Below are 18,727 nucleotides of genomic sequence, written 5' to 3'. Positions count from 1 at the left end.
TGGCGCCGCCTTGATCAAAAGGCTTCCGCCGCCAGTTCCATCATCGTGTCGGCACCGGTTTCGATACGCGCCTTGCGCAGCGCCGTTTCCGGCATGATGCGCTCCATGTAGAACCGCGCCGTGACAAGCTTGTTCTTCAGATAATCCTCGCGCGCACTGTCGCCAGCCGCAAGGCCTGCCTGCGCCGCCTTGGCCATCTTCGCCCACATATAGCCGAGGACGACTAGGCCGAAGAGGTGCATGTAATCGGTCGAGCCGGCACCGGCATTGTCGGGCTTGGCCATGGCATTCTGCATGAACCACATGGTCGCGGCCTGTACATCGTTCAAGCCCTTCTTCAGATGCTTGGTGAAGAAGGCCATCTGCTCGTCGTTGCGGTTTTCCTCGCAGAAATCGCCGATTTCCTTGAACAGCGCCATGACGGCGCGGCCGCCGTTCAGCGCCAGCTTGCGGCCGACGAGATCGAGCGCCTGAATGCCGTTGGCGCCTTCATAGATCATGGTGATGCGTGCATCGCGGACATACTGGCTCATGCCATGCTCTTCGATATAGCCGTGACCACCGAAGACCTGCTGTGCCATGACGGCATGCTCGAAGCCCTTGTCGGTCAGGACGCCCTTCAGGATCGGCGTCGCCAGACCCAGGATATCGTCGGCTGCCTGCCGTTCCTTCTCGTCCGGGGAGCGATGGGCGATATCGGATTTCAGCGCCGTCCAGAGCAGGAAGGCGCGGCCCGCCTCGTTAAAGGCGCGGATGGTCATCAGCGAGCGACGGATATCCGGATGGACGATGATCGGGTCCGCCTTCTTGTCGGGCGCCTTCGGGCCGGAGAGCGAGCGGCCCTGAATGCGCTCGCGGGCATAATTGGCCGCGTTCTGATAGGCGATCTCGGCGATGGAGAGACCCTGCAGGCCGACGCCGAGGCGAGCCTCGTTCATCATCACGAACATGGCGTTGAGGCCCTTGTTCTCCGCACCGATCAGGAAGCCTGTGGCCTCATCATAGTTCATGACGCAAGTGGCATTGCCGTGGATGCCCATTTTGTGCTCGATCGCGCCGCAGGAGACAGGGTTGCGATCGCCGAGCGAACCATCATCCTTGACGAGGAACTTCGGCACGACGAAGAGCGAGATGCCCTTGGTGCCTTCGGGTGCACCTTCGATGCGGGCAAGGACGAGATGAACGATATTGTCTGTCATGTCGTGCTCACCGGCCGAAATGAAGATCTTCTGGCCTGATATCTTGTAGCTACCATCAGGCTGTGGCACCGCCTTGGTGCGCAAGAGACCGAGATCGGTGCCGCAATGCGGTTCGGTGAGGTTCATGGTGCCGGACCAGCTGCCCTCGACCATCTTCGGCAGATAAGTCTGCTTCTGTGCATCGGTGCCATGCACGAGGATGGCGGCAATCGCGCCCTGCGTCAGGCCGGGATACATCATCAGCGACATGTTGGCGGCAGAGGTATATTCGCCGACGGCGCAGTGCAGCACATAGGGAAGCCCCTGCCCGCCGAATTCTTCCGGCACGGCGAGACCCAGCCAGCCGCCTTCGCGATAGGCGCGATAGGCTTCCTTGAAGCCCTTCGGCGTGGAGACGGTGCCGTCGTCATGGCGCACGCAGCCTTCCTGATCGCCGGAATAATTGAGCGGGAAAAGCACCTCTTCCGACATCTTGGCCGCTTCGCCGACGATCGCTTCGATCATGTCAGGCGTGGCATCAGCATAACCCGGAAGATTGTTGTAGCGCTCCAGCCCAAGCACATCGTTCAGGACGAAGAGCGTATCGTTCACCGGGGCCTTGTAGACTGGCATTTCTCGAATTCCTCCAATTCGCCGCCGGACCTTGAGATTCCGGCCACTGTCATACTCTTACAAAATATTGACGTTTGCGTAAACGTCAAATTCGTGTCTCGCGGTGAAATTTTGGTGAAGCCGATGAGCAAGAGCATTCCGCATATTGCCGATACCTCCCCTCTGCCCAAGCAAACTGGTGCTGCCTCAGCGCAAGAATATCAGGCGGCGGTACAGCAGAACCAAAATAAAAGGTTAAGACATCAGGCAAACTTAACGAGTTGTTTACCACGTTTCGTAAATTGTACGGGTTGAGCAGCAGTGCTTCGCGTTTTTTCAACTTATGCTTGGAAATCGCGCTGCCTTTGCCGCTCTGTTTGAGGAAAGCCAATAGATTTATCCCTTTCCGAACGGCGGGATGCAGACAGCAAGGCGATGCAGCAACGTCTTCTTTCGTCAGCATGACAGCCTGGTGGTCCACAGTTCGAGGCGAGCAAGAGATATGAGCGGATCGCGATCAAATCATACCGGAACCGGCGACTGGACGTCGCTGGATGCTCTGAGCCGCACAATCGAGGGGCTGGAGGCACGCATCGAAGGGCTGATGGGAACCGCCGCCGCGCGCGATACGCGCCAGCGCGCCACCGCCGGCTATGCGCCTGCTCCCGAACGAGCCGCACCCGAGCGGATGCCGCCCCGCCCCGAACGCGAACAATATGTCAGCCGCGCTTACGAGCGCCCGCTGCGCAACGAACGCCATGAGAGCGACCTTCGCTCCGATCCGCTTGCCGAAATCCGTCAGCGTCAACGCACGCTGGAAGCAAACCGCGAACGTCTGCAGCCACGGCGTGAGGAAATCGCGCATGCAGAACTGCAGCCGGCACGACGTCCGATCGACAGCTATCCCCAGCGCCAGCCGATGCGGGCCGCTGCCGCCGACGCACCGGTTGATATCGCCCAGGCGCTCGTCAACCTTCGCCAGGATCTGAAGCGCGACATCGCCGATAGCGTGAGCCGCGAAGTCACCGCCTTGCGTGCCGAAATCCGCGATATCCGCGAAAACGCCGAGGACAAGCATTTCGTCGCCGATGTCCGCCAGGACATGGCCAGGCTTGCCGACAGCATCAACCAGCTCGCCGGTCAGCCGGAGACTGCCGGACTGAAAGCGGAATTCGATGAGCTGCGTTCGCTCATGGACGGTCTCGCCCGCGAAGAGTCGCTTCACCATGTTGAGCGCCAGGTGAAGGCGATCGACACGTCGGGCCTGCAGGACGAGCTCGTCTCGCTGGCCTATCGCCTCGATGACATCAAGCAGCATCTCGGCGGCATGAACGACAGCCCGGCCGTGCATGCGCTGGAAACCAAGCTGCTGACGATCGCAACCGCGATGGAAAGCCTCGGCTCGATGATGCAGCCGCAGGACCAGGCCATGCAGCGGCTGGAAGGCCGCCTCAGCGGCCTTGCCGACCAGATCGACATGATGAGCCGCGATGCGGGCCGGCGTCAGCCTGCCGACGACCTTTCCGGCCGCCTTGAAGCGCTTGCCATGCGCATCGACGAACTCGGCAGCGCCAAGGCCGTCGCCCGCCTCGAAGAGCGCCTGGACCAGCTTTCGCATCTGATGGAGCGTTCGCAGAAGGCCACGCCGCAGCCGGAGCTCGTCACCTATCTCGCCGACATCTCCCATAAGATCGATGCGCTGGAACATGGGTCTGTCGGCAACGCGCTGGCCGACCGGCTGGATTATCTCGCTCGCCGCATCGACGAGATCGATTTCCATCCGGCAGCGCCGGCCGCAAGCCTCGACGACAGCATGGCGCGTCGCCTCGAAGGCCGCCTCTCCGACATCGCAGCCCGGCTGGAAGCGAGCACTGCCGCTCCGCCGACGGATACGCAGGCGCTGCGCAGTCTCGAAGAGCAGATCGCCCATCTCTCGACATTGCTGACGGCCGAGCCTCGCGCCGGCGGCGATCATCTGCCTCCGGATTTCGATCGCCGCATGAGCGCGATCGAGGACTATATGGCGACCAACGACGAATATATCATCGAAGCGGCCCGCCATGCGGCGGAAACCGTCGTCGAAGCCTATTCGCGCGAAGGCGGAATGGGTCATGGTGCACAGGCGGCCGATATGGCGGCATTGACGGCACTTGCCGAAGACCTTCGTCATCTTGAGGACCTCAGCCGCGCCAGCGACGAGCGCACGCACCGCACCTTCGAGGCTCTGCACGATACGCTGCTGCAGATCGCCGACCGTCTCGATCATATGGAACAGCGCAAGCCGGCGCCTGCTATGCCGGCCGCGACATTCGAAAGCGACGTCTTTGCCGAAGAGGATGCTCCGGCGCTGAGGCCGCCAATGGCCGCGCAGCAGAAGGCGGGTCCGATCATCCGCACGATGGCGCCTGCCGAAGCCTCGGTTTCAGCCGAAGTCGCGGTCGCGCAGGCGATCGACGCCAACACAAAGGCTGAAATCAAGGCGGCAGCCAAGAAGAGCGGCAAGACCAGCCTGTTTGCCAGCCTCGGCAAGCGCTTCTTCATGCCGGAAAAGGCCGAACCGATCTTTCTGCCGGACCGCCCGGTCATCGAGCAGGCGCCGTCGATCGATCCCGCCGACGTGATGCCCGGCGAAGAGGCCAACGAACTGCTGGAGCCGGGCTCCGGCGCGCCTGACATCAAGAAGATCCTCGAGCGCGTGCGCGCCAGCCAGAACACGTCGCGCAGCGGGAACGCCCGCCAGCCGAGCGAGAACGAACGGGCCGATTATATCGCGGCCGCCCGCCGCGCCGCGCAGGCCGCGGCCATGGAAGTCGATCAGACGCAGCGCTCTGCTCCTGCTTCCAAGAAGGACGCCAAGAAGGGCGGTGCGTTCTCGCGCTTCCGCCGGCCTATCCTCCTTGCACTGGGCGCAGTCATGCTCGCCATCATGGCCTATCCGCTGGCGAACACACTGACACGCGGCCAGAAGGCGCCGGCACCGGCCCAGGTATCGACAATGGTCGTGCCTGCCGATAGTGCCGCGACCAATACCGTCGCTGCCAATGCCAACCCGGCCGCCAGCAATCAGCAGCCTGCTGCAAACCTGGCCGTCCCACCCTCGGCTTCCACGACGGAGACGGCGGAAGTCCAGCCTGCACCCACGGCCACCGATCCCGCCGCACCCGCGAATGACCACCTGACGGCAGCCACTCCGCTCGACGGCAACCAGACGGCAAGCGAAGAGTTGGCTCCTGCCGGCAGCGCACCTGCACAGCAGGCCACCGCCTTCGTTCAGACTGAGAACACATCCGCTGTCTCTCCCGCCACCACGCCGGCAGCGCCGGAAATCGCGGTACCCGACGGCATCCAGCCGCCATCGCTCGTCGCTGCCGCTAAATCGGCCGATCCGGTGGCGCTCTTCGAAATCGGCGCACGCTATACGGATGGCCGCGGCGTTGCTGCCGATATGAAGCAGGCTGCAACCTGGTATCAGCTTTCGGCCGACAAGGGTTATGCCCCGGCCCAATATCGCCTCGCCAGCATGTATGAGAAGGGCAACGGCGTCGATCGCGACCTCGTCAAGGCCAAGCAGTATTACGAACAGGCCGCCAATCAGGGCAATGCCAGCGCCATGCACAATCTCGCGGTTCTCTACGCCTCGGGCACAGTAGGACCGCAGGATTATGATAGCGCGGCGAACTGGTTCGTCCGCGCCGCCAACCTCGGCGTCTCCGACAGCCAGTTCAACCTCGCAATCCTCTATGCGCGCGGCAACGGCGTGAAACAGGACCTGCAGGAATCCTACAAATGGTTCGCGATCGCCGCAAAGAGCGGCGACAAGGACGCTGCCCAGAAGCGTGACGAAGTGGCCAACGCCATGAAACCGGCCGATCTCGAAAGTGCGCGTGCCAAGGTCGATCTCTGGAAAGTGCAGCCGGCCGATCCGAAGGCCAACGGCACCGACATCCCCGACGAATGGACCACCGGCAAGGGCGTGAACACGGCTTCGATCGACATGAAGAAGGCGATCCGCAACATTCAGGCCATCCTCAACAAGAATGGCTTCGACGCCGGTGCACCCGACGGCACCATGGGAGACAAGACGGTAGCCGCCCTGAAGAGCTTCCAGAAATCTGTCGGCTTGCCGGCGGATGGACGGGTCACCGATCAGGTGGTCAAGGAGCTTCTCGCCCGCAACAAGTAGCTTCGGGCTTTCGTGCGAAAACGATCAACCAAAATGCCGGCGTCAGCACGCCGGCATTTTGTTTAGGTAGCTCAAAGCTGCCGCATCCCCTGCCAGCACCCACCATTCCGCTATACAGCGTCACAGAAAAGTGGAAAAAGCCGGGTTAGGGTGAATGCGGCAATTCGAAAACTGGGGCAGCTCGGCCCTTCCTAAGGCTCTGGCAATGATTTCAGATTAGAATCCGTCGTTTAAGGGGAAATGGGCTTCGGTCACCGCGCCGAAAGCCTACAAATGGGAACAAGGCGTGACGATCTATCTGCCGATCGCAGAATTGTCGGTGAATATTTTGATTATTCTCGGCATGGGAGCAGCCGTAGGGTTTCTCTCCGGCATGTTTGGCGTCGGCGGCGGCTTCCTCATCACGCCTCTTCTGATTTTCTACAACATCCCGCCTGTTGTTGCCGTCGCCACCGGCTCCAATCAGGTCGTCGCCTCCTCGGTTTCGGGAGCGCTCAGCCATTTCCGCCGTGGCTCGCTCGACCTGAAACTGGGCTCGATCTTGCTGGCCGGCGGTCTCGCGGGGGCGACGTTCGGCCTCTGGCTATTCGTGCTCTTGCGAAGGCTCGGCCAGATCGACCTGATCATTTCCCTGATCTACGTGATTCTCCTCGGCACCGTAGGCTCGCTGATGCTATGGGAAAGCGTGCGAGCCATGCGCCGCGCAGCCGGCAAACTGCCCCCGGCAACCGGCAAGCCGCGCCATCACAACTGGGTACAGCGGCTGCCGTTGAAACTGCGGTTCAAGAAATCCAAGCTCTATCTCAGCGCCATTCCGGTCATCGGTCTTGGTTTCTTCGTCGGCATGCTGACGCCGATGGGTATCGGCGGCGGCTTCATTCTTGTGCCCGCCATGATCTATCTGCTGCGCGTGCCCACAAATGTCGTTGTCGGCACCTCGTTGTTCCAGGTCATTTTCGTGACGGCGTTTACGACAATCGTCCAGGCAGCCACCAACTATTCCGTCGATATCATCCTGGCCTTCCTCTTGATGGTGGCGGGCGTCGTCGGCGCGCAATACGGCGTGCGTGTCGGCCAGAAGCTGCGCGGCGAGCAATTGCGCGCGCTCCTCGGCCTCCTCGTTCTGGCCGTCGGTCTTCGCCTCGTCATCACTCTCGTGGTGACGCCGGCGGACGTTTACTCCGTCGTCATGGAAGGGGTGAGCCGATGAGAGGATTCGGACTGCTCCTTGCCGCCTCATTGCTGCTCACTCCGTTCACCGCGCCGGCGCAAGTGCTGCTCGATCAGCCCACGACCTCGACCACGGCGCGGGAGACGATGGAGATCGGCACATCGACGAGCGAGATCGCCATTACCTCGGATTTTACCGGCGCCGATCTGACGATCTTCGGCGCCCTTTCCAACACCGACCAGCTGCTTCTGGCAATCGGCCAGTACGATATCGTCGTCGTGCTGGAAGGTCCGCGCGAGAATGCGACGGTACGCCGGAAGGAACGCGTGTTTGGCATATGGGTCAACACCCGCTCGATGACGTTCGAGCATGTGCCGGAAGCCTATTCGCTCTCGAGCACGCGCGCGGTCGACAATATCACCACGCCGCTCGAACTCAGCGACCGCGGCATCGGCGTCGACCATCTTCCGCTGACGCCGGTCGGCTTCGTCGGCAATGTTGGCGATGTCCCGGAATTCCGCAACGCCTTCCGACGCCTGCAGAAAGCCGGCGGGCTCTATGAAAGCGACCCCGCCGGCGTTCGCTTCGTCAGCTCCTCGCTCTTCAAGGCAACGCTCAGGGTTCCAGCCGATGTGCCGAATGGGGTGCATACAGTGCGCGCCTATCTTTTCAAGAGCGGCAAGTTCCTGAGCGAGAAATCGCTGCCGCTGCGCGTCATCAAGACGGGTATAGAGCAGACAATTACGGATGCGGCGCATCAGCGGCCGATCACCTATGGCATTTTCTCGGTGCTGCTCGCCCTCATCACCGGCTGGGGCGCAAGCTTCATCTTCCGGAAGAACTGATCAACCGCTTTTCCGGCGATTGGCGACCTCGATATACGCTTCGGTCAACCGGCCGAGCACCGAGGGCGTGCCCGGGAGCAGCACCTTGCCGAGATGCTTGGCACGCAACTCCTCCATGAAATCATCCCAGAGCTTTGGGCCGCCATCCTCCAGGAGTTCGGCCCGGATCGACAGCTCCTCGGAAACCGGCAGATGCTTGCGGCCCCAGGCACCCATATGGGCAAAAATGGGCACGAGGTCGATCGACATTTCCGTCAGGCTGTAGACGGCCTTCTGCTTGTGAGTGGGATCGCTTTCGCGGGTCAGCAGACCACGTTCCACCAGCCGCTTCAGCCGATCGGCGAGAATATTGGAAGCAATCCTCTCCTGCGAATTCTGCAGCAACTCGCGAAAATGCCGGCGATTGCCGAACATGATGTCCCTGATGACGATCAGGCTCCAGCGATCACCGAGGATTTCCAGGGTCAAATTGATCGGGCAGCCGGAACGATGCACTGCGTCCATAAGGGCCTCCAAAAGACCGCTTGCATTTTGCTATCAGTACGATTAATTTGCAACTACTTTCTTTTAGCAACTAGTTTTGATTATGGTACGGTTATCACAATGGAGGAAGTGATAAGGAAGCTCGTTATCTGGAATCTCATGACGCTCGACGGCTATTTCGAGGGAACCAAGCCGTGGGACCTTGATTTTCATATGCTCGCCTGGGGCGATGAGCTGGAACATTATGCGACCGAGCTCGGCAAGGAAGGCGATCTGCTGATCTTCGGCCGCAAGACCTATGAAGGCATGGCCGCCTATTGGCCGACCGCAACGGAAGCGCCCGACATCGCCGCCTACATGAACGGTATCGCCAAGATTGCAGCCTCGCGGACGCTCGACAAGGCGGAGTGGAACAATACCCGCGTCGTTGGTGACATCGTTGCTGAGGTGAAAAAGCTGAAGCAAGAACCCGGCAAGACCATGTTCGTCTTCGGCAACGCTGAAGTGACCGATACATTGCTCAAGGCGGGGCTGGTCGATGAGCTCAGGATCTGCCTCGTTCCTGTCGTCCTCGGTGCCGGCAATCCGCATTTTAAACCGGCGGCCGAGCAACGCCCGATGAAGCTTATCGACTCCACGCCTCTCAAGACCGGAGCTGTCATCCTGCGTTACGAACCGGCGAACGCGGCCTAGGCCGAGAGATTGCCGAACCGCACGGAGTAGATGCGGTCGCGGCCCAGCAGGTGCGCAATCAGGCTCTCCCGCTCGAAGAGGCCCGCCATGGCCTTGTGGCGAAGATCGAGGCCGCCGGTCATCACGCCGAAGGCGGGCATCAGCAAACGGGCGCCATCCGTAGCGAAACAAGGGCGGCGCACCGATTTCTCGCGACGCCGAACGGTGGCCGAGGGATGCAGGTGGCCGGCGATCTCGCCGGCCTGCAACCCGGCCTTTGGCTCATGGCGGAACGTTAAACCACCGTAATGCATCTCATCAACCGAATGGCCGGGGAGATCGACGGTGCCATCCGGATCATGATTGCCGTTGATCCAGATCCATTCGCGGCCGCGCGCCATGTTAACGATCAGGCTGCGAAACTCTTCCGGCAAGTGCTGCGAACCGATCCGATCGTGGAAATTGTCGCCCAGCGACACCACGAGTTTCGGATCGTAGCGCGAGATGACGGCGGAGAGGACCGTCAGGGTCGCCAGCGTATCGTAGGGCGGCAGCATCATGCCTCGGCGGGCAAAGGCCGCGCCCTTTTCCAGATGCAGATCGGAGACGACGAGAATGCCCGCATCCGGCAGATAGAGCGCGCCGAGCGGATCGCAGACGGCGGCGACGCCATGAATGACGGCCTCGACACCCAGCGCACTGGTTGCGCCGTTGCCTTCATTCATATCTCGCGCTAGCGCCAGGCGGTTCATCACCGTAACAATCTACCTTCGTCGTCTGCCTTGCAGCATCCCTATTCCATCGCTTCGCGGATCAGGTCGTCAGCCGCTTCCGCAAGCAGAGAATCGTGAGCCTCGCCCGGTACCGGCACCTTGCCGATTTCCAGCATCACCGGAACGGCGAGCGGAGAAATATGGTCCAGCGCGCGATGGGTGATATGGCCCCTGATTCGCTTCAGCATATCCGCAAGACGGCCAATATCCAAAAGCCCGGTCGCGGCATCCTGCCTCGTTGCCTGCAGCAGGATATGATCGGGCTCGTGGCTGCGCAGCACGTCATAGATCAGATCGGCCGAGACGGTCACCTGCCGGCCGGTCTTTTCCTTGCCCGGATGCCGGCGCTCGATCAAGCCTGCAATCACGGCGCAATTGCGGAAGGTCCGCTTCAGCAGGAAAGATTCATCGAGCCAGGCTTCGAGATCGTCGCCGAGCATATCCTCGTCGAAGAGATCGGAGAGGCTGAGGCGCCCGTTGGCGATCATCAGCCCCATATCCTCCAGGCCCCAGATGCCGAGCGAATAATCGGTCGCGACAAAGCCCATCGGCTTGGCGCCGGCGCGCTCCAGCCTTCGGGTCAGCAGCATGCCGAGCGTCTGGTGCGCCAGCCTTCCCTCGAAAGGATAGGCAACCATGTAGGCGCGGCTGCCGCGCGGGAATGTCTCAATCAGAAACTCGTCGCGCTTCGGCAGCAAGGACTTCTCGTTCTGAATTTCCAGCCAATCGCGCACCTGATCCGGCAGGCGGTGCCGCCGGTCGGGATCGGCTATCATCGCCCGCACCTGATCAGCCAGGTAGGTGGACAGCGGGAACTTGCCGCCGGCATAGGAGGGAATTTTCGGATCCAGCGAGAAGGCCTGCGACGCGAGGCATTCGCTCTCGCGGATGCCTTCGAAGCGCAGAACCTTGCCGGAAAAGAGGAAGGTATCGCCGGGTGACAACTGCTCGACGAAATATTCCTCGACCTTGCCGAGCGGCGCGCCGCCTCTTCCGAGTGAGCCCAGCGCGTTGCGCTTTACCAGGCGGATGTTGAGCATCGCCTCTTCGACGATCGTGCCGAGGTTCAGCCGGTATTGCTGGGCGACCTGCGGATTGGAGACGCGCCAGCGCCCATCCGCCGTCTTGCGGATACGGGCATAGCGCTCGTAAGTTCGGAGCGCATAGCCGCCGGTGGCGACGAAATCGACGATACGCTCGAAGGTCTCCCAGGAAAGCTCGGCATAGGGTGCCGCACTCTGCACCTCGTCATAAAGTTCGAGCATGTCGAAGGGCTCGGCGCAGGCCATGCCGAGCACATGCTGGGCGAGAACGTCGAGCGCTCCGGCGCCGACCGGCGGCGTGTCCTGCGCGCCTGTATAGTTGGCATCAAGCGCTCCCTGGCATTCCATGACCTCGAAGCGGTTGGCCGGCACAAGGATCGCCTTCGAGGGTTCATCCATGCGGTGGTTGGCGCGGCCGATACGCTGGGCAAGGCGGCTGGCGCCTTTCGGCGCACCGACATGGATGACGAGATCGACGTCGCCCCAATCTATACCGAGATCGAGCGTGGAGGTGGCGACGACGGCGCGCAGCCGGTTTTCCGCCATGGCCGCCTCCACCTTTCGGCGCTGGCCGACATCGAGCGAGCCGTGGTGCAGGGCGATCGGCAGATTGTCGTCATTGGCCGACCATAGCTCCTGGAACAGCATTTCGGCCTGCGAGCGCGTGTTGACGAAGAGCAGCGTCGTGCGATGCGCCTTCAGCTCGCGATAGATATCGGGGATCGCATATTTGGCGGAGTGGCCGGACCAGGGGATGCGCTCTTCCGTCGCAAGGATCGAGATATCGGGCTTGGCGCCACCTTCGACCATGACGAGGCCCGCATGGCGCTCCTCCCCCGGCCGCTGCGCTACCAGCCATTTCTGCAGATCCATGGGGTCGGCGACCGTCGCCGAAAGGCCGATGGTCTGCACGCGCGGCGCCAGCTTGCGGATACGGGCAAGGCCAAGCGACAGCATGTGGCCGCGCTTGGAGGTGACGAGCGAATGCAGTTCATCGAAGACGATGTATTTCAAATCCTTGAAGAAGCGCTCGGCCTCACGATTGGCAAGCAGCAGCGCCACCTGCTCCGGCGTCGTCAGCAGGATATCCGGCGGATTGAGCTTCTGCCGCTGCCGCTTGCCGCTCGGCGTATCGCCGGTGCGGTTTTCGACCGTGACAGGCAGGCCCATCTCCGAAACGGGCTTCATCAGGTTGCGTTCGATATCGACTGCGAGTGCCTTCAGCGGCGAAATGTAGAGCGTGTGGATGCCGGTGAAGGCGGAGCCGGGCGGAATCTTGCCACGCCGGGTGAGATCGGTGAGCGACGGCAGGAAACCGGCGAGCGTCTTACCCGCACCGGTCGGGGCAATCAGCAGCGTGCTTTCGCCGGCTTCGGCGCGGGCCAGCAGCTCCAGCTGATGCGCACGCGGCTGCCAGCCCTTTTCCGCAAACCAGCGGAGGAAAGGGGCAGGCAGGGCAACGAGGGGCTTCGGCTCGATCTGGTCCACGGGGTTCAATGTAATGGATATGCGGCGGATGAGAAGCGGGGAGACTTCGTGTCCTTTCGTTTCAGCGTTTGCGGAGAACGCAATACCCCCTCTGCCACTGTCGTGACATCTCCCCCACAAGGGGGGAGATCGGTAATCCGCAGCACCTGCTTGCCTCAAACAAACTCTGCATCTCCGGAAAAGACGCCCGATGTTAACCGAAACGCAGCAGCAAACTCCTAACGATCTCCCCCCTTGTGGGCAGGGGTATCGCATATGAGCGGAGATCGCCGCCGTCCCCCTTCTCCCCAGCGGGGAGAAGGTGCCGACAGGCGGATGACGGGGTGCCCGCCAAGACCACAAAAATCCATGAATTCAAATCGATAACCCCCTCATCCGACCCTTCGGGCCACCTTCTCCCCAAGGGGAGAAGGAGCTTATGGCGCTCGTCCGCCTCCATATGCGATAGCCCTGCCGCCGGCGGGGAGATGTCACGAAGTGACAGAGGGGGTATCGGGCGCACGACAGGCTCCAAACGCGGCTTCCATGCAACCCCAATTTCTAAGGCTATTGACTCCCATCATAATCATGGATAAAAATTATCTACGATTAGAAAGGCACGAAGATGAAGCTCGGAGACGGCGTCGAACAATCCATCCATTGCGTTGCCATGCTGTCGGGTTTGTCCGATGGCGGCGTGCTCTCGGCTGCGGCGCTTGCGGAATTTCACGGCGTTTCGGTCAGTTATCTTCTGAAGCACCTGCAGGCGCTTTCTGGCGCCGGCATTCTCGATACCGTGCCGGGGCCGAAGGGCGGATATCGGCTGGCGCGCAAGCCGGAGGAGATCACCCTTCTCGATATAGTGCTGGCGGCTGAAGGCCCAGCACCCGCCTTCCGCTGCGCGGAAATCCGCCAGCGCGGCCCGAACCCGCTGGAAGGGCGCTACTTCGCCAAGCCCTGCGGCATCAATGCCGCCATGCTGGCAGCAGAACGCGTCTATCGGGCCGAATTGGCAAAGACAACGATCGCCGACGTGCTGACCGACCTCCGGCAGACGGACACGGACGGTGGAATAGCCGCGAGAGGCTGCGCCTTTCTCGAGCTGCATGAACGCAAGACCAGAAACTGAACCTCAATTTAAAACCCAAGGAGAAGACCATGCATCCGCGTTTCAATTTCGCCAAAGCCTCCCCGGACTCCTACAAGGCCGTCGTCGCGCTGGAAAACTTCGTTCAGAGCAGCGGCCTTGAGCGCCGCTTCATTCACCTGATCAAGCTCCGCGCCTCGCAGATCAACGGCTGCGCCTATTGCGTCGACATGCATGTGAAGGAAGCCCGCCACGATGGGCTCAGTGAACAGTGGATCAACCTGATGTGCGTCTGGTGGGAATCACCCATCTATGACGATCGCGAGCGTGCCCTGCTCCGCTGGGTCGATTCCGTCACCAAGATCGCCCAGACCGGCATTCCGGATGCCGATTTCGAACCGCTGAAGCAGCATTTCAGCGAAGAAGAGATCGTCAAGATCACGGTAGCGATCGGCACGATCAACATCTGGAACCGCCTCGCCGTGGGCTTCCGCTCGCAGCATCCGGTGGATGCGGCAAGCAAGGCTGCTTGAGTACGCTCTTGCCGGGCATGTGATGTGCCGCCGCTTGCTGCGCTGAGCTTCCCCTGAGCTCCGTCATCCTCGGGCTTGACCCGAGGATCCAGACACAAGGAAGGCAGTGGCACCGAAGCGCCGCCAGTGAGCGTTGGCGAGAGTGCATCCCATGATGCGATGCACTCCCCTCCCAGCTTGGGCGTGGATCCTCGGGTCAAGCCCGAGGATGACGCACTGTGGGGTTAGCAGCGGGGGGCCAAGAAAGTCTGGGCGACAGCGGCTATTTGATAACCTCAAAACGAAAAACGCGGGGCCAAAAACCCCGCGTCATTCATTTGTTCTCTTATGCTCGGGGAACCGAAGCTGAGAAGTCTTAGGCAGCAACCGAGCCGAAGCCAGCCGTCGGAACTTCCGAGATGGTCTTCAGAACCTGGGAAGCGATCTGGTAGGGGTCGCCTTGCGAGTTCGGGCGACGATCTTCGAGGTAGCCCTTGTAGTCGTTCTTGATGAACGAGTGGGGAACGCGGATCGAGGCACCGCGGTCGGCAACGCCGTAGCTGAACTTGTTCCACGGAGCCGTTTCATGCTTGCCGGTCAGGCGCATATGGTTGTCCGGACCGTAAACAGCGATGTGGGCTTCGAGGTTCTTGTCGAACTGAGCCATGAGTGCTTCGAAATAGGCCTTGCCGCCGACTTCGCGCATGAACTTGGTCGAGAAGTTGCAGTGCATGCCCGAGCCGTTCCAGTCGGTGTCGCCAAGCGGCTTGCAGTGGAACTCGATGTCGATGCCGTACTTTTCGCACAGACGCAGCAGCAGGTAGCGTGCCATCCAGATCTGGTCGGCGGCTTTCTTGGAGCCCTTGCCGAAAATCTGGAATTCCCACTGACCCTTGGCCACTTCGGCGTTGATGCCTTCGTGGTTGATGCCGGCTTCGAGGCAGAGGTCGAGGTGCTCTTCAACGATTTCGCGAGCGACATCGCCGACGTTCTTGTAGCCGACGCCAGTGTAGTACGGGCCCTGCGGAGCCGGATAGCCGGATTCCGGGAAGCCGAGCGGACGGCCGTCCTTGTAGAAGAAGTATTCCTGCTCGAAACCGAACCATGCGTCTTCATCGTCGAGGATGGTTGCGCGGCTGTTGGACGGATGCGGGGTGACGCCGTCGGGCATCATGACTTCGCACATGACGAGAGCGCCGTTGGTACGGGCCGGATCCGGATAGATAGCGACGGGCTTCAGCACGCAGTCAGAGCTGCGGCCTTCGGCCTGCATCGTCGACGAACCATCGAAGCCCCAAAGCGGAAGCTGCTCAAGCGTCGGAAATGCGTCGAATTCCTTGATCTGCGTTTTACCGCGCAGGTTCGGTACCGGGGTGTACCCGTCGAGCCAGATGTACTCGAGCTTAAACTTCGTCATTACGCACCTCATAACAGTTAATCAGGCGAAGTAGGAAAAACTTGGCCGGCGCGCCCGCCGGAAAATTCCTCACTACGAACGGCTGCCGACAGAGATGCATGTGCCGTGCCAGATCGCATCGGCACCTAGCCCGTCAGGCGAGATTTTTATGATTGAGGCGTATTCGGGCAAGATTTCCCAGTGCCAAGCATCAGATTCTTTTCAAATCGCCGCCATGGCTCCAATCGAGCTGCCAAAGTGTCGCAGGCTCGACCGGGCCCTAAAACGGATTGGAAAATCGGCAGACCAAAGAAACGGCATCGGCGACACCATCGTCGATTTGCCTATAATTTCATCATTTAGCATTTTTTTTAAGCGAAATGGTGATATTCGCCTTCGGCTTTGCTATATATGAGTTGTCTCTTGAAGCGCGCCCGCTTGAACACCAAAAAGGGAGAGACAAAGAATGGCAATCGGTACTCGGCACGAAACCGCAAAGATCTATCAGTTTCCCGTTACGGCTCGCCCCACGGCGCTCAGCCAGCGTCCGAAGGTGAACCTCACCCCGGATATCGGCCCGTCCATTGCGACGGCCGCATTCGATAGCTGGTATCACGAAGCCGCGATCGTCGAATCCGACGAGACCCGCAAGCAGTAGGCTTCAGCTTTACAGCGCTATATAGCGATCCGAGCGATGATTGATCGCGACAAAGAGATTGAGCGCGATTGCGCCGATCACCGAGCAGATGACCACAGCAGGCGTGGTCACCGCAAAAGCGACGGCGAGCACGCAGAGGTCGATCGCAAGCTGCACCAGCCCTGCCCTGATGCCGAAACGCTCCTGCAGATAAATCCCCAGAATGCCGACGCCGCCGAGGCTTGCCCGATGGCGATAGAGTGCGAGCAGCCCGAAGCCGAGCAGGATGCCGCCGAGCACCGCCGACCAGAGCGCATTGATATGCGCGACATCGAAGAGCAGCGGCTGCAGGTTGGTCAGCAGCGAGGTCAGCGCGATGGCGATGAAGGTCTTGACGGTGAAGACCGGGCCGAGCTGTTTCAGAGACAGATAGAAGAACGGCAGATTGACCACGAAAAAAGCGAGGCCGAAATTCACGCCGATCGCATAGTGCAACAGGAAGGCGATGCCGGCAGTGCTACCGGTCAGAAGGCCGGCGCTTGAAAGGCAAAATAGCCCGAGCGAGGAAATCAGGCTGCCGGAGACGATGCCTTGAACATCCTCGATCCACGAATGCCGGGTCGCGGACGTATTCCAGATACCAAATGCGCTCTTTGCGTTTGCCATGTGATTTCCCCTGGGTTTCAAGGCTTTTTGCTGAAAGCTCAGGCGATAATCAAGCGAAAATACGTAAGCAATGCTGACCTATTTCAAATTCGCAAGATTCGAAATTATTAAGCCGATTTCCGGGTAATGAACAGAATGCCATGGACCGGTTTTCCGCCATCCATGCGAATGATGCTGCGGGTGACATTCAGCACCGTAAAACCATGAGCGGCCAAAATCCGACTGACATAGGCTTCGGAATGGGCGAACCGTAAGGAATCGCGCAGGACATAGCCGTCCGCATGCTGTGCATCCTCGAGCGAAAACGCAAAGATGGCGCCATCGGCCGAAAGTTTCTGCACGATCGCCGTCACGCCATGCAGATCGCCGAGATACATCAGCACGTCGGCGGCGGTGATCAGATCCGCTCGGCCAACGGCGAACCCTTCATCGAACACGCCTGACAGCTCCGGCTCCAGCGACAGATCGGCCTGGCCGAGATGATCGTAGACATGCTTTTCCGCCGCCTTGGCGAGCATGCCCTTCGACAGGTCATAGCCTTCGAGCCGATCGACCCGGGCGCGGATTTCCGGCCCGAGCAGGCCCGTGCCGCAGCCAAGGTCGATCGCGAGACGGAAATGTTTCGGGATACCCGCCGTTTCGGCAATTAGGCCGGCAAGCTTGCCGGGCACGCTGTAGCCGAGCTTTTCGACCAGCGAGGTTTCGAAGCGGTCGGCGTAGTCGTCGAACAACCGCTCGATATAGAGGCTCGGCGGCCGGTCCGGCACATCGGTACCGCCGAGAACGGCAAGCTTGAGGCGCGCACCGAAGACATCGCCTTGATCGAGCATCAGCACTTCGTTCAGCGCCGCGATTGCGCCGGATGCATCGCCGGCCTTCTCGCGATAGGTCGCAAGCGTGAACCAGCCCGCCGCCCAGCGTGGTACCAGCTCCAGCGCCTGCTCCATCAGCTCGGCCGCACTCGCGGGTTCTCCGCTCTCGGCAAGCATCTTCGCATAATCGGCGCGGCGGTCGGCGATGACATCGCCGGAGGAAAGCTGGCTTGGCAGCATGTGTTTCATCCTGTTTGATGCTCGCCTTTGAACGCGGCCATAAAAAAACTCAAGTCCTATTTCAGGCAGGCGCTGGTTTAGGGTGTAGGCTGGGCGAAAGTGCTTGCGAGTCGCAGGTGCCGGCCCTATCTCAGCACCGACCGACTGCCATATGGAGACGTCAGCATGTCCGATCAGGTGAACAGATTCCTTGGCGACTCGCCAGGCAGAACGCTGGTGAAGCTCGTCATCGTGTCGCTCGTGGTCGGCTTCGTGATGAAGTTCTTCGGCTGGCGGCCGCTCGATTTCCTCTATGGCGTCCGTCGCTTCCTGCTCGATCTCTGGCACAGCGGCTTCGCTGCGCTTGGCGAGTTCGGCGATTATGTGCTGCTTGGCGCCTCCATCGTCATTCCCGTCTTCATCATACTTCGTTTGTTCAACTACCGCAGCTGACATGACCTCCCAGACACTGAACTGCACGCGCCGCGATGCGTTGCGCCTTGCCGCTCTTGCGCTTACCGCATCCGTCGCAAGCTGCGCCACGCCGCCTGCCCGGATTTCCAGCATCCCTGCCAGCGACCAGACCGCCTCCGCCCTGCCGCTCGTCAATGCACTGCGCGCCAAGAACGGCTTGCCACCATTGAAGATCGATACCGCTGCCAGCACCGCCGCCGTCTATCAGGCGAGGCGGATGGCGGATGCCGGCAAGATGGAGCACCTGATCGGCCTCGGCGACGATTTCGGCAAGCGGGTCAAGGCAAGCGGCGTCAAGCTGCCGGCAGCGGAGAACATTGCCGAGGGGCAGCGTGACGTGAATGCGGCGGTGACGGCCTGGATCAATTCGCCGGAGCATTTGCACAACATGCTCGGCAAATATGATGGGCTCGGTGTCGCTCTCGCCTATGCACCCTCTTCCGGCGACAGGCCTTATTGGTCCATGGTGCTTTCCTCGAACTGAGGAGGCGTAAGGC

General features: G+C 60.8%; 17 protein-coding genes. 9 read left to right on the top strand and 8 right to left on the bottom strand.

Going from position 1 to position 18,727, the window contains the following annotated elements; translation table 11 throughout:
* Window positions 1-14: 14 nt before the first annotated feature.
* Both FBZ97_RS24600 and FBZ97_RS24595 read right to left on the bottom strand, forming a co-directional pair.
* Window positions 15-1,811, bottom strand: a complete 1,797-nt coding sequence (locus FBZ97_RS24600; RefSeq protein ID WP_145322405.1) for an acyl-CoA dehydrogenase C-terminal domain-containing protein — start codon at window positions 1,809-1,811, stop codon at window positions 15-17.
* A gap of 85 nt (window positions 1,812-1,896) precedes the next feature.
* Window positions 1,897-2,253 carry a hypothetical protein gene (locus FBZ97_RS24595; protein ID WP_145322403.1) on the bottom strand — a complete coding sequence of 119 codons (357 nt, stop codon included), beginning with the start codon at window positions 2,251-2,253 and terminating at the stop codon, window positions 1,897-1,899.
* A gap of 39 nt (window positions 2,254-2,292) precedes the next feature.
* Here FBZ97_RS24595 and FBZ97_RS24590 point away from each other — a divergent pair, with 39 nt between their 5' ends.
* From FBZ97_RS24590 to FBZ97_RS24580, 3 genes are all read left to right on the top strand, one after another.
* Window positions 2,293-5,973 carry a peptidoglycan-binding protein gene (locus tag FBZ97_RS24590; protein WP_145322401.1) on the top strand — a complete coding sequence of 1,227 codons (3,681 nt, stop codon included), beginning with the start codon at window positions 2,293-2,295 and terminating at the stop codon, window positions 5,971-5,973.
* A 286-nt stretch (window positions 5,974-6,259) separates the two neighbouring features.
* Window positions 6,260-7,183 (top strand): sulfite exporter TauE/SafE family protein, encoded by a 924-nt coding sequence (locus tag FBZ97_RS24585; RefSeq protein ID WP_113332044.1) that lies wholly within the window; start codon window positions 6,260-6,262, stop codon window positions 7,181-7,183.
* Window positions 7,180-7,989, top strand: a complete 810-nt coding sequence (locus FBZ97_RS24580; protein WP_145322399.1) for a TIGR02186 family protein — start codon at window positions 7,180-7,182, stop codon at window positions 7,987-7,989. The genes FBZ97_RS24585 and FBZ97_RS24580 overlap by 4 nt, the downstream gene beginning before the upstream one ends.
* On the opposite strand, the gene FBZ97_RS24575 is transcribed toward FBZ97_RS24580, so the two are convergent.
* A complete protein-coding gene (locus tag FBZ97_RS24575; RefSeq protein WP_113351237.1) occupies window positions 7,990-8,493 on the bottom strand; it encodes a helix-turn-helix domain-containing protein in 504 nt (167 codons plus the stop codon).
* A gap of 111 nt (window positions 8,494-8,604) precedes the next feature.
* Between FBZ97_RS24575 and FBZ97_RS24570 the strand changes: the two genes are divergently transcribed.
* Entirely contained in the window at window positions 8,605-9,165 is a 561-nt protein-coding gene (locus FBZ97_RS24570; protein WP_145322771.1) for a dihydrofolate reductase family protein, read from the top strand.
* Here FBZ97_RS24570 and pdeM read toward each other — a convergent pair.
* Together pdeM and FBZ97_RS24560 are read right to left on the bottom strand one after the other, a co-directional pair.
* Window positions 9,162-9,896: a ligase-associated DNA damage response endonuclease PdeM gene (gene pdeM / locus FBZ97_RS24565; RefSeq protein WP_113332040.1), complete on the bottom strand. Its 735-nt coding sequence runs from the start codon at window positions 9,894-9,896 to the stop codon at window positions 9,162-9,164. The two genes, FBZ97_RS24570 and pdeM, sit on opposite strands and share 4 nt — an antisense overlap.
* Before the next feature lie 41 nt (window positions 9,897-9,937).
* Window positions 9,938-12,448 (bottom strand): ligase-associated DNA damage response DEXH box helicase, encoded by a 2,511-nt coding sequence (locus FBZ97_RS24560; protein WP_145322769.1) that lies wholly within the window; start codon window positions 12,446-12,448, stop codon window positions 9,938-9,940.
* A 604-nt stretch (window positions 12,449-13,052) separates the two neighbouring features.
* Between FBZ97_RS24560 and FBZ97_RS24555 the strand changes: the two genes are divergently transcribed.
* Window positions 13,053-13,556, top strand: coding sequence for an Rrf2 family transcriptional regulator (locus FBZ97_RS24555; RefSeq protein WP_113332039.1), 504 nt, complete (start codon window positions 13,053-13,055; stop codon window positions 13,554-13,556).
* A gap of 29 nt (window positions 13,557-13,585) precedes the next feature.
* A complete protein-coding gene (locus tag FBZ97_RS24550; RefSeq protein ID WP_132715773.1) occupies window positions 13,586-14,047 on the top strand; it encodes a carboxymuconolactone decarboxylase family protein in 462 nt (153 codons plus the stop codon).
* A 355-nt stretch (window positions 14,048-14,402) separates the two neighbouring features.
* Here FBZ97_RS24550 and FBZ97_RS24545 read toward each other — a convergent pair whose 3' ends face one another.
* On the bottom strand, window positions 14,403-15,443 hold the full coding sequence (locus tag FBZ97_RS24545; RefSeq protein WP_145322397.1) for a glutamine synthetase beta-grasp domain-containing protein: 1,041 nt from the start codon (window positions 15,441-15,443) through the stop codon (window positions 14,403-14,405).
* Between the two features lie 445 nt (window positions 15,444-15,888).
* Between FBZ97_RS24545 and FBZ97_RS24540 the strand changes: the two genes are divergently transcribed.
* Window positions 15,889-16,080 (top strand): DUF2735 domain-containing protein, encoded by a 192-nt coding sequence (locus FBZ97_RS24540; RefSeq protein WP_015338743.1) that lies wholly within the window; start codon window positions 15,889-15,891, stop codon window positions 16,078-16,080.
* A gap of 9 nt (window positions 16,081-16,089) precedes the next feature.
* On the opposite strand, the gene FBZ97_RS24535 is transcribed toward FBZ97_RS24540, so the two are convergent.
* A complete protein-coding gene (locus FBZ97_RS24535) occupies window positions 16,090-16,725 on the bottom strand; it encodes a YitT family protein (protein WP_145322395.1) in 636 nt (211 codons plus the stop codon).
* 107 nt (window positions 16,726-16,832) lie between these two features.
* On the bottom strand, window positions 16,833-17,777 hold the full coding sequence (locus tag FBZ97_RS24530; RefSeq protein WP_145322393.1) for a methyltransferase domain-containing protein: 945 nt from the start codon (window positions 17,775-17,777) through the stop codon (window positions 16,833-16,835).
* 165 nt (window positions 17,778-17,942) lie between these two features.
* On the opposite strand from FBZ97_RS24530, the gene FBZ97_RS24525 reads away from it, so the two are divergent.
* Window positions 17,943-18,209, top strand: a complete 267-nt coding sequence (locus FBZ97_RS24525) for a DUF6460 domain-containing protein (RefSeq protein WP_145322391.1) — start codon at window positions 17,943-17,945, stop codon at window positions 18,207-18,209.
* 1 nt (window position 18,210) lies between these two features.
* Window positions 18,211-18,714, top strand: coding sequence for a CAP domain-containing protein (locus FBZ97_RS24520; RefSeq protein ID WP_145322389.1), 504 nt, complete (start codon window positions 18,211-18,213; stop codon window positions 18,712-18,714).
* The last annotated feature ends 13 nt before the right edge of the window (window positions 18,715-18,727 follow it).

The organism is Rhizobium sp. ERR 942 (genome assembly GCF_007828395.1).
GTDB classification, from domain to species: domain Bacteria; phylum Pseudomonadota; class Alphaproteobacteria; order Rhizobiales; family Rhizobiaceae; genus Rhizobium; species Rhizobium dioscoreae.
This window is presented reverse-complemented; position numbering and strand designations above follow the sequence as displayed.

Coding starts and splice junctions, on each gene's coding strand:
- FBZ97_RS24600 (WP_145322405.1), bottom strand. CDS start 1,811: ATGCCAGTCTACAAGGCCCCGGTGAACGATACGCTCTTCGTCCTGAAC.
- FBZ97_RS24595 (WP_145322403.1), bottom strand. CDS start 2,253: ATGCTGACGAAAGAAGACGTTGCTGCATCGCCTTGCTGTCTGCATCCC.
- FBZ97_RS24590 (WP_145322401.1), top strand. CDS start 2,293: ATGAGCGGATCGCGATCAAATCATACCGGAACCGGCGACTGGACGTCG.
- FBZ97_RS24580 (WP_145322399.1), top strand. CDS start 7,180: ATGAGAGGATTCGGACTGCTCCTTGCCGCCTCATTGCTGCTCACTCCG.
- FBZ97_RS24575 (WP_113351237.1), bottom strand. CDS start 8,493: ATGGACGCAGTGCATCGTTCCGGCTGCCCGATCAATTTGACCCTGGAA.
- pdeM (WP_113332040.1), bottom strand. CDS start 9,896: ATGAACCGCCTGGCGCTAGCGCGAGATATGAATGAAGGCAACGGCGCA.
- FBZ97_RS24555 (WP_113332039.1), top strand. CDS start 13,053: ATGAAGCTCGGAGACGGCGTCGAACAATCCATCCATTGCGTTGCCATG.
- FBZ97_RS24550 (WP_132715773.1), top strand. CDS start 13,586: ATGCATCCGCGTTTCAATTTCGCCAAAGCCTCCCCGGACTCCTACAAG.
- FBZ97_RS24545 (WP_145322397.1), bottom strand. CDS start 15,443: ATGACGAAGTTTAAGCTCGAGTACATCTGGCTCGACGGGTACACCCCG.
- FBZ97_RS24540 (WP_015338743.1), top strand. CDS start 15,889: ATGGCAATCGGTACTCGGCACGAAACCGCAAAGATCTATCAGTTTCCC.
- FBZ97_RS24535 (WP_145322395.1), bottom strand. CDS start 16,725: ATGGCAAACGCAAAGAGCGCATTTGGTATCTGGAATACGTCCGCGACC.
- FBZ97_RS24530 (WP_145322393.1), bottom strand. CDS start 17,777: ATGCTGCCAAGCCAGCTTTCCTCCGGCGATGTCATCGCCGACCGCCGC.
- FBZ97_RS24525 (WP_145322391.1), top strand. CDS start 17,943: ATGTCCGATCAGGTGAACAGATTCCTTGGCGACTCGCCAGGCAGAACG.
- FBZ97_RS24520 (WP_145322389.1), top strand. CDS start 18,211: ATGACCTCCCAGACACTGAACTGCACGCGCCGCGATGCGTTGCGCCTT.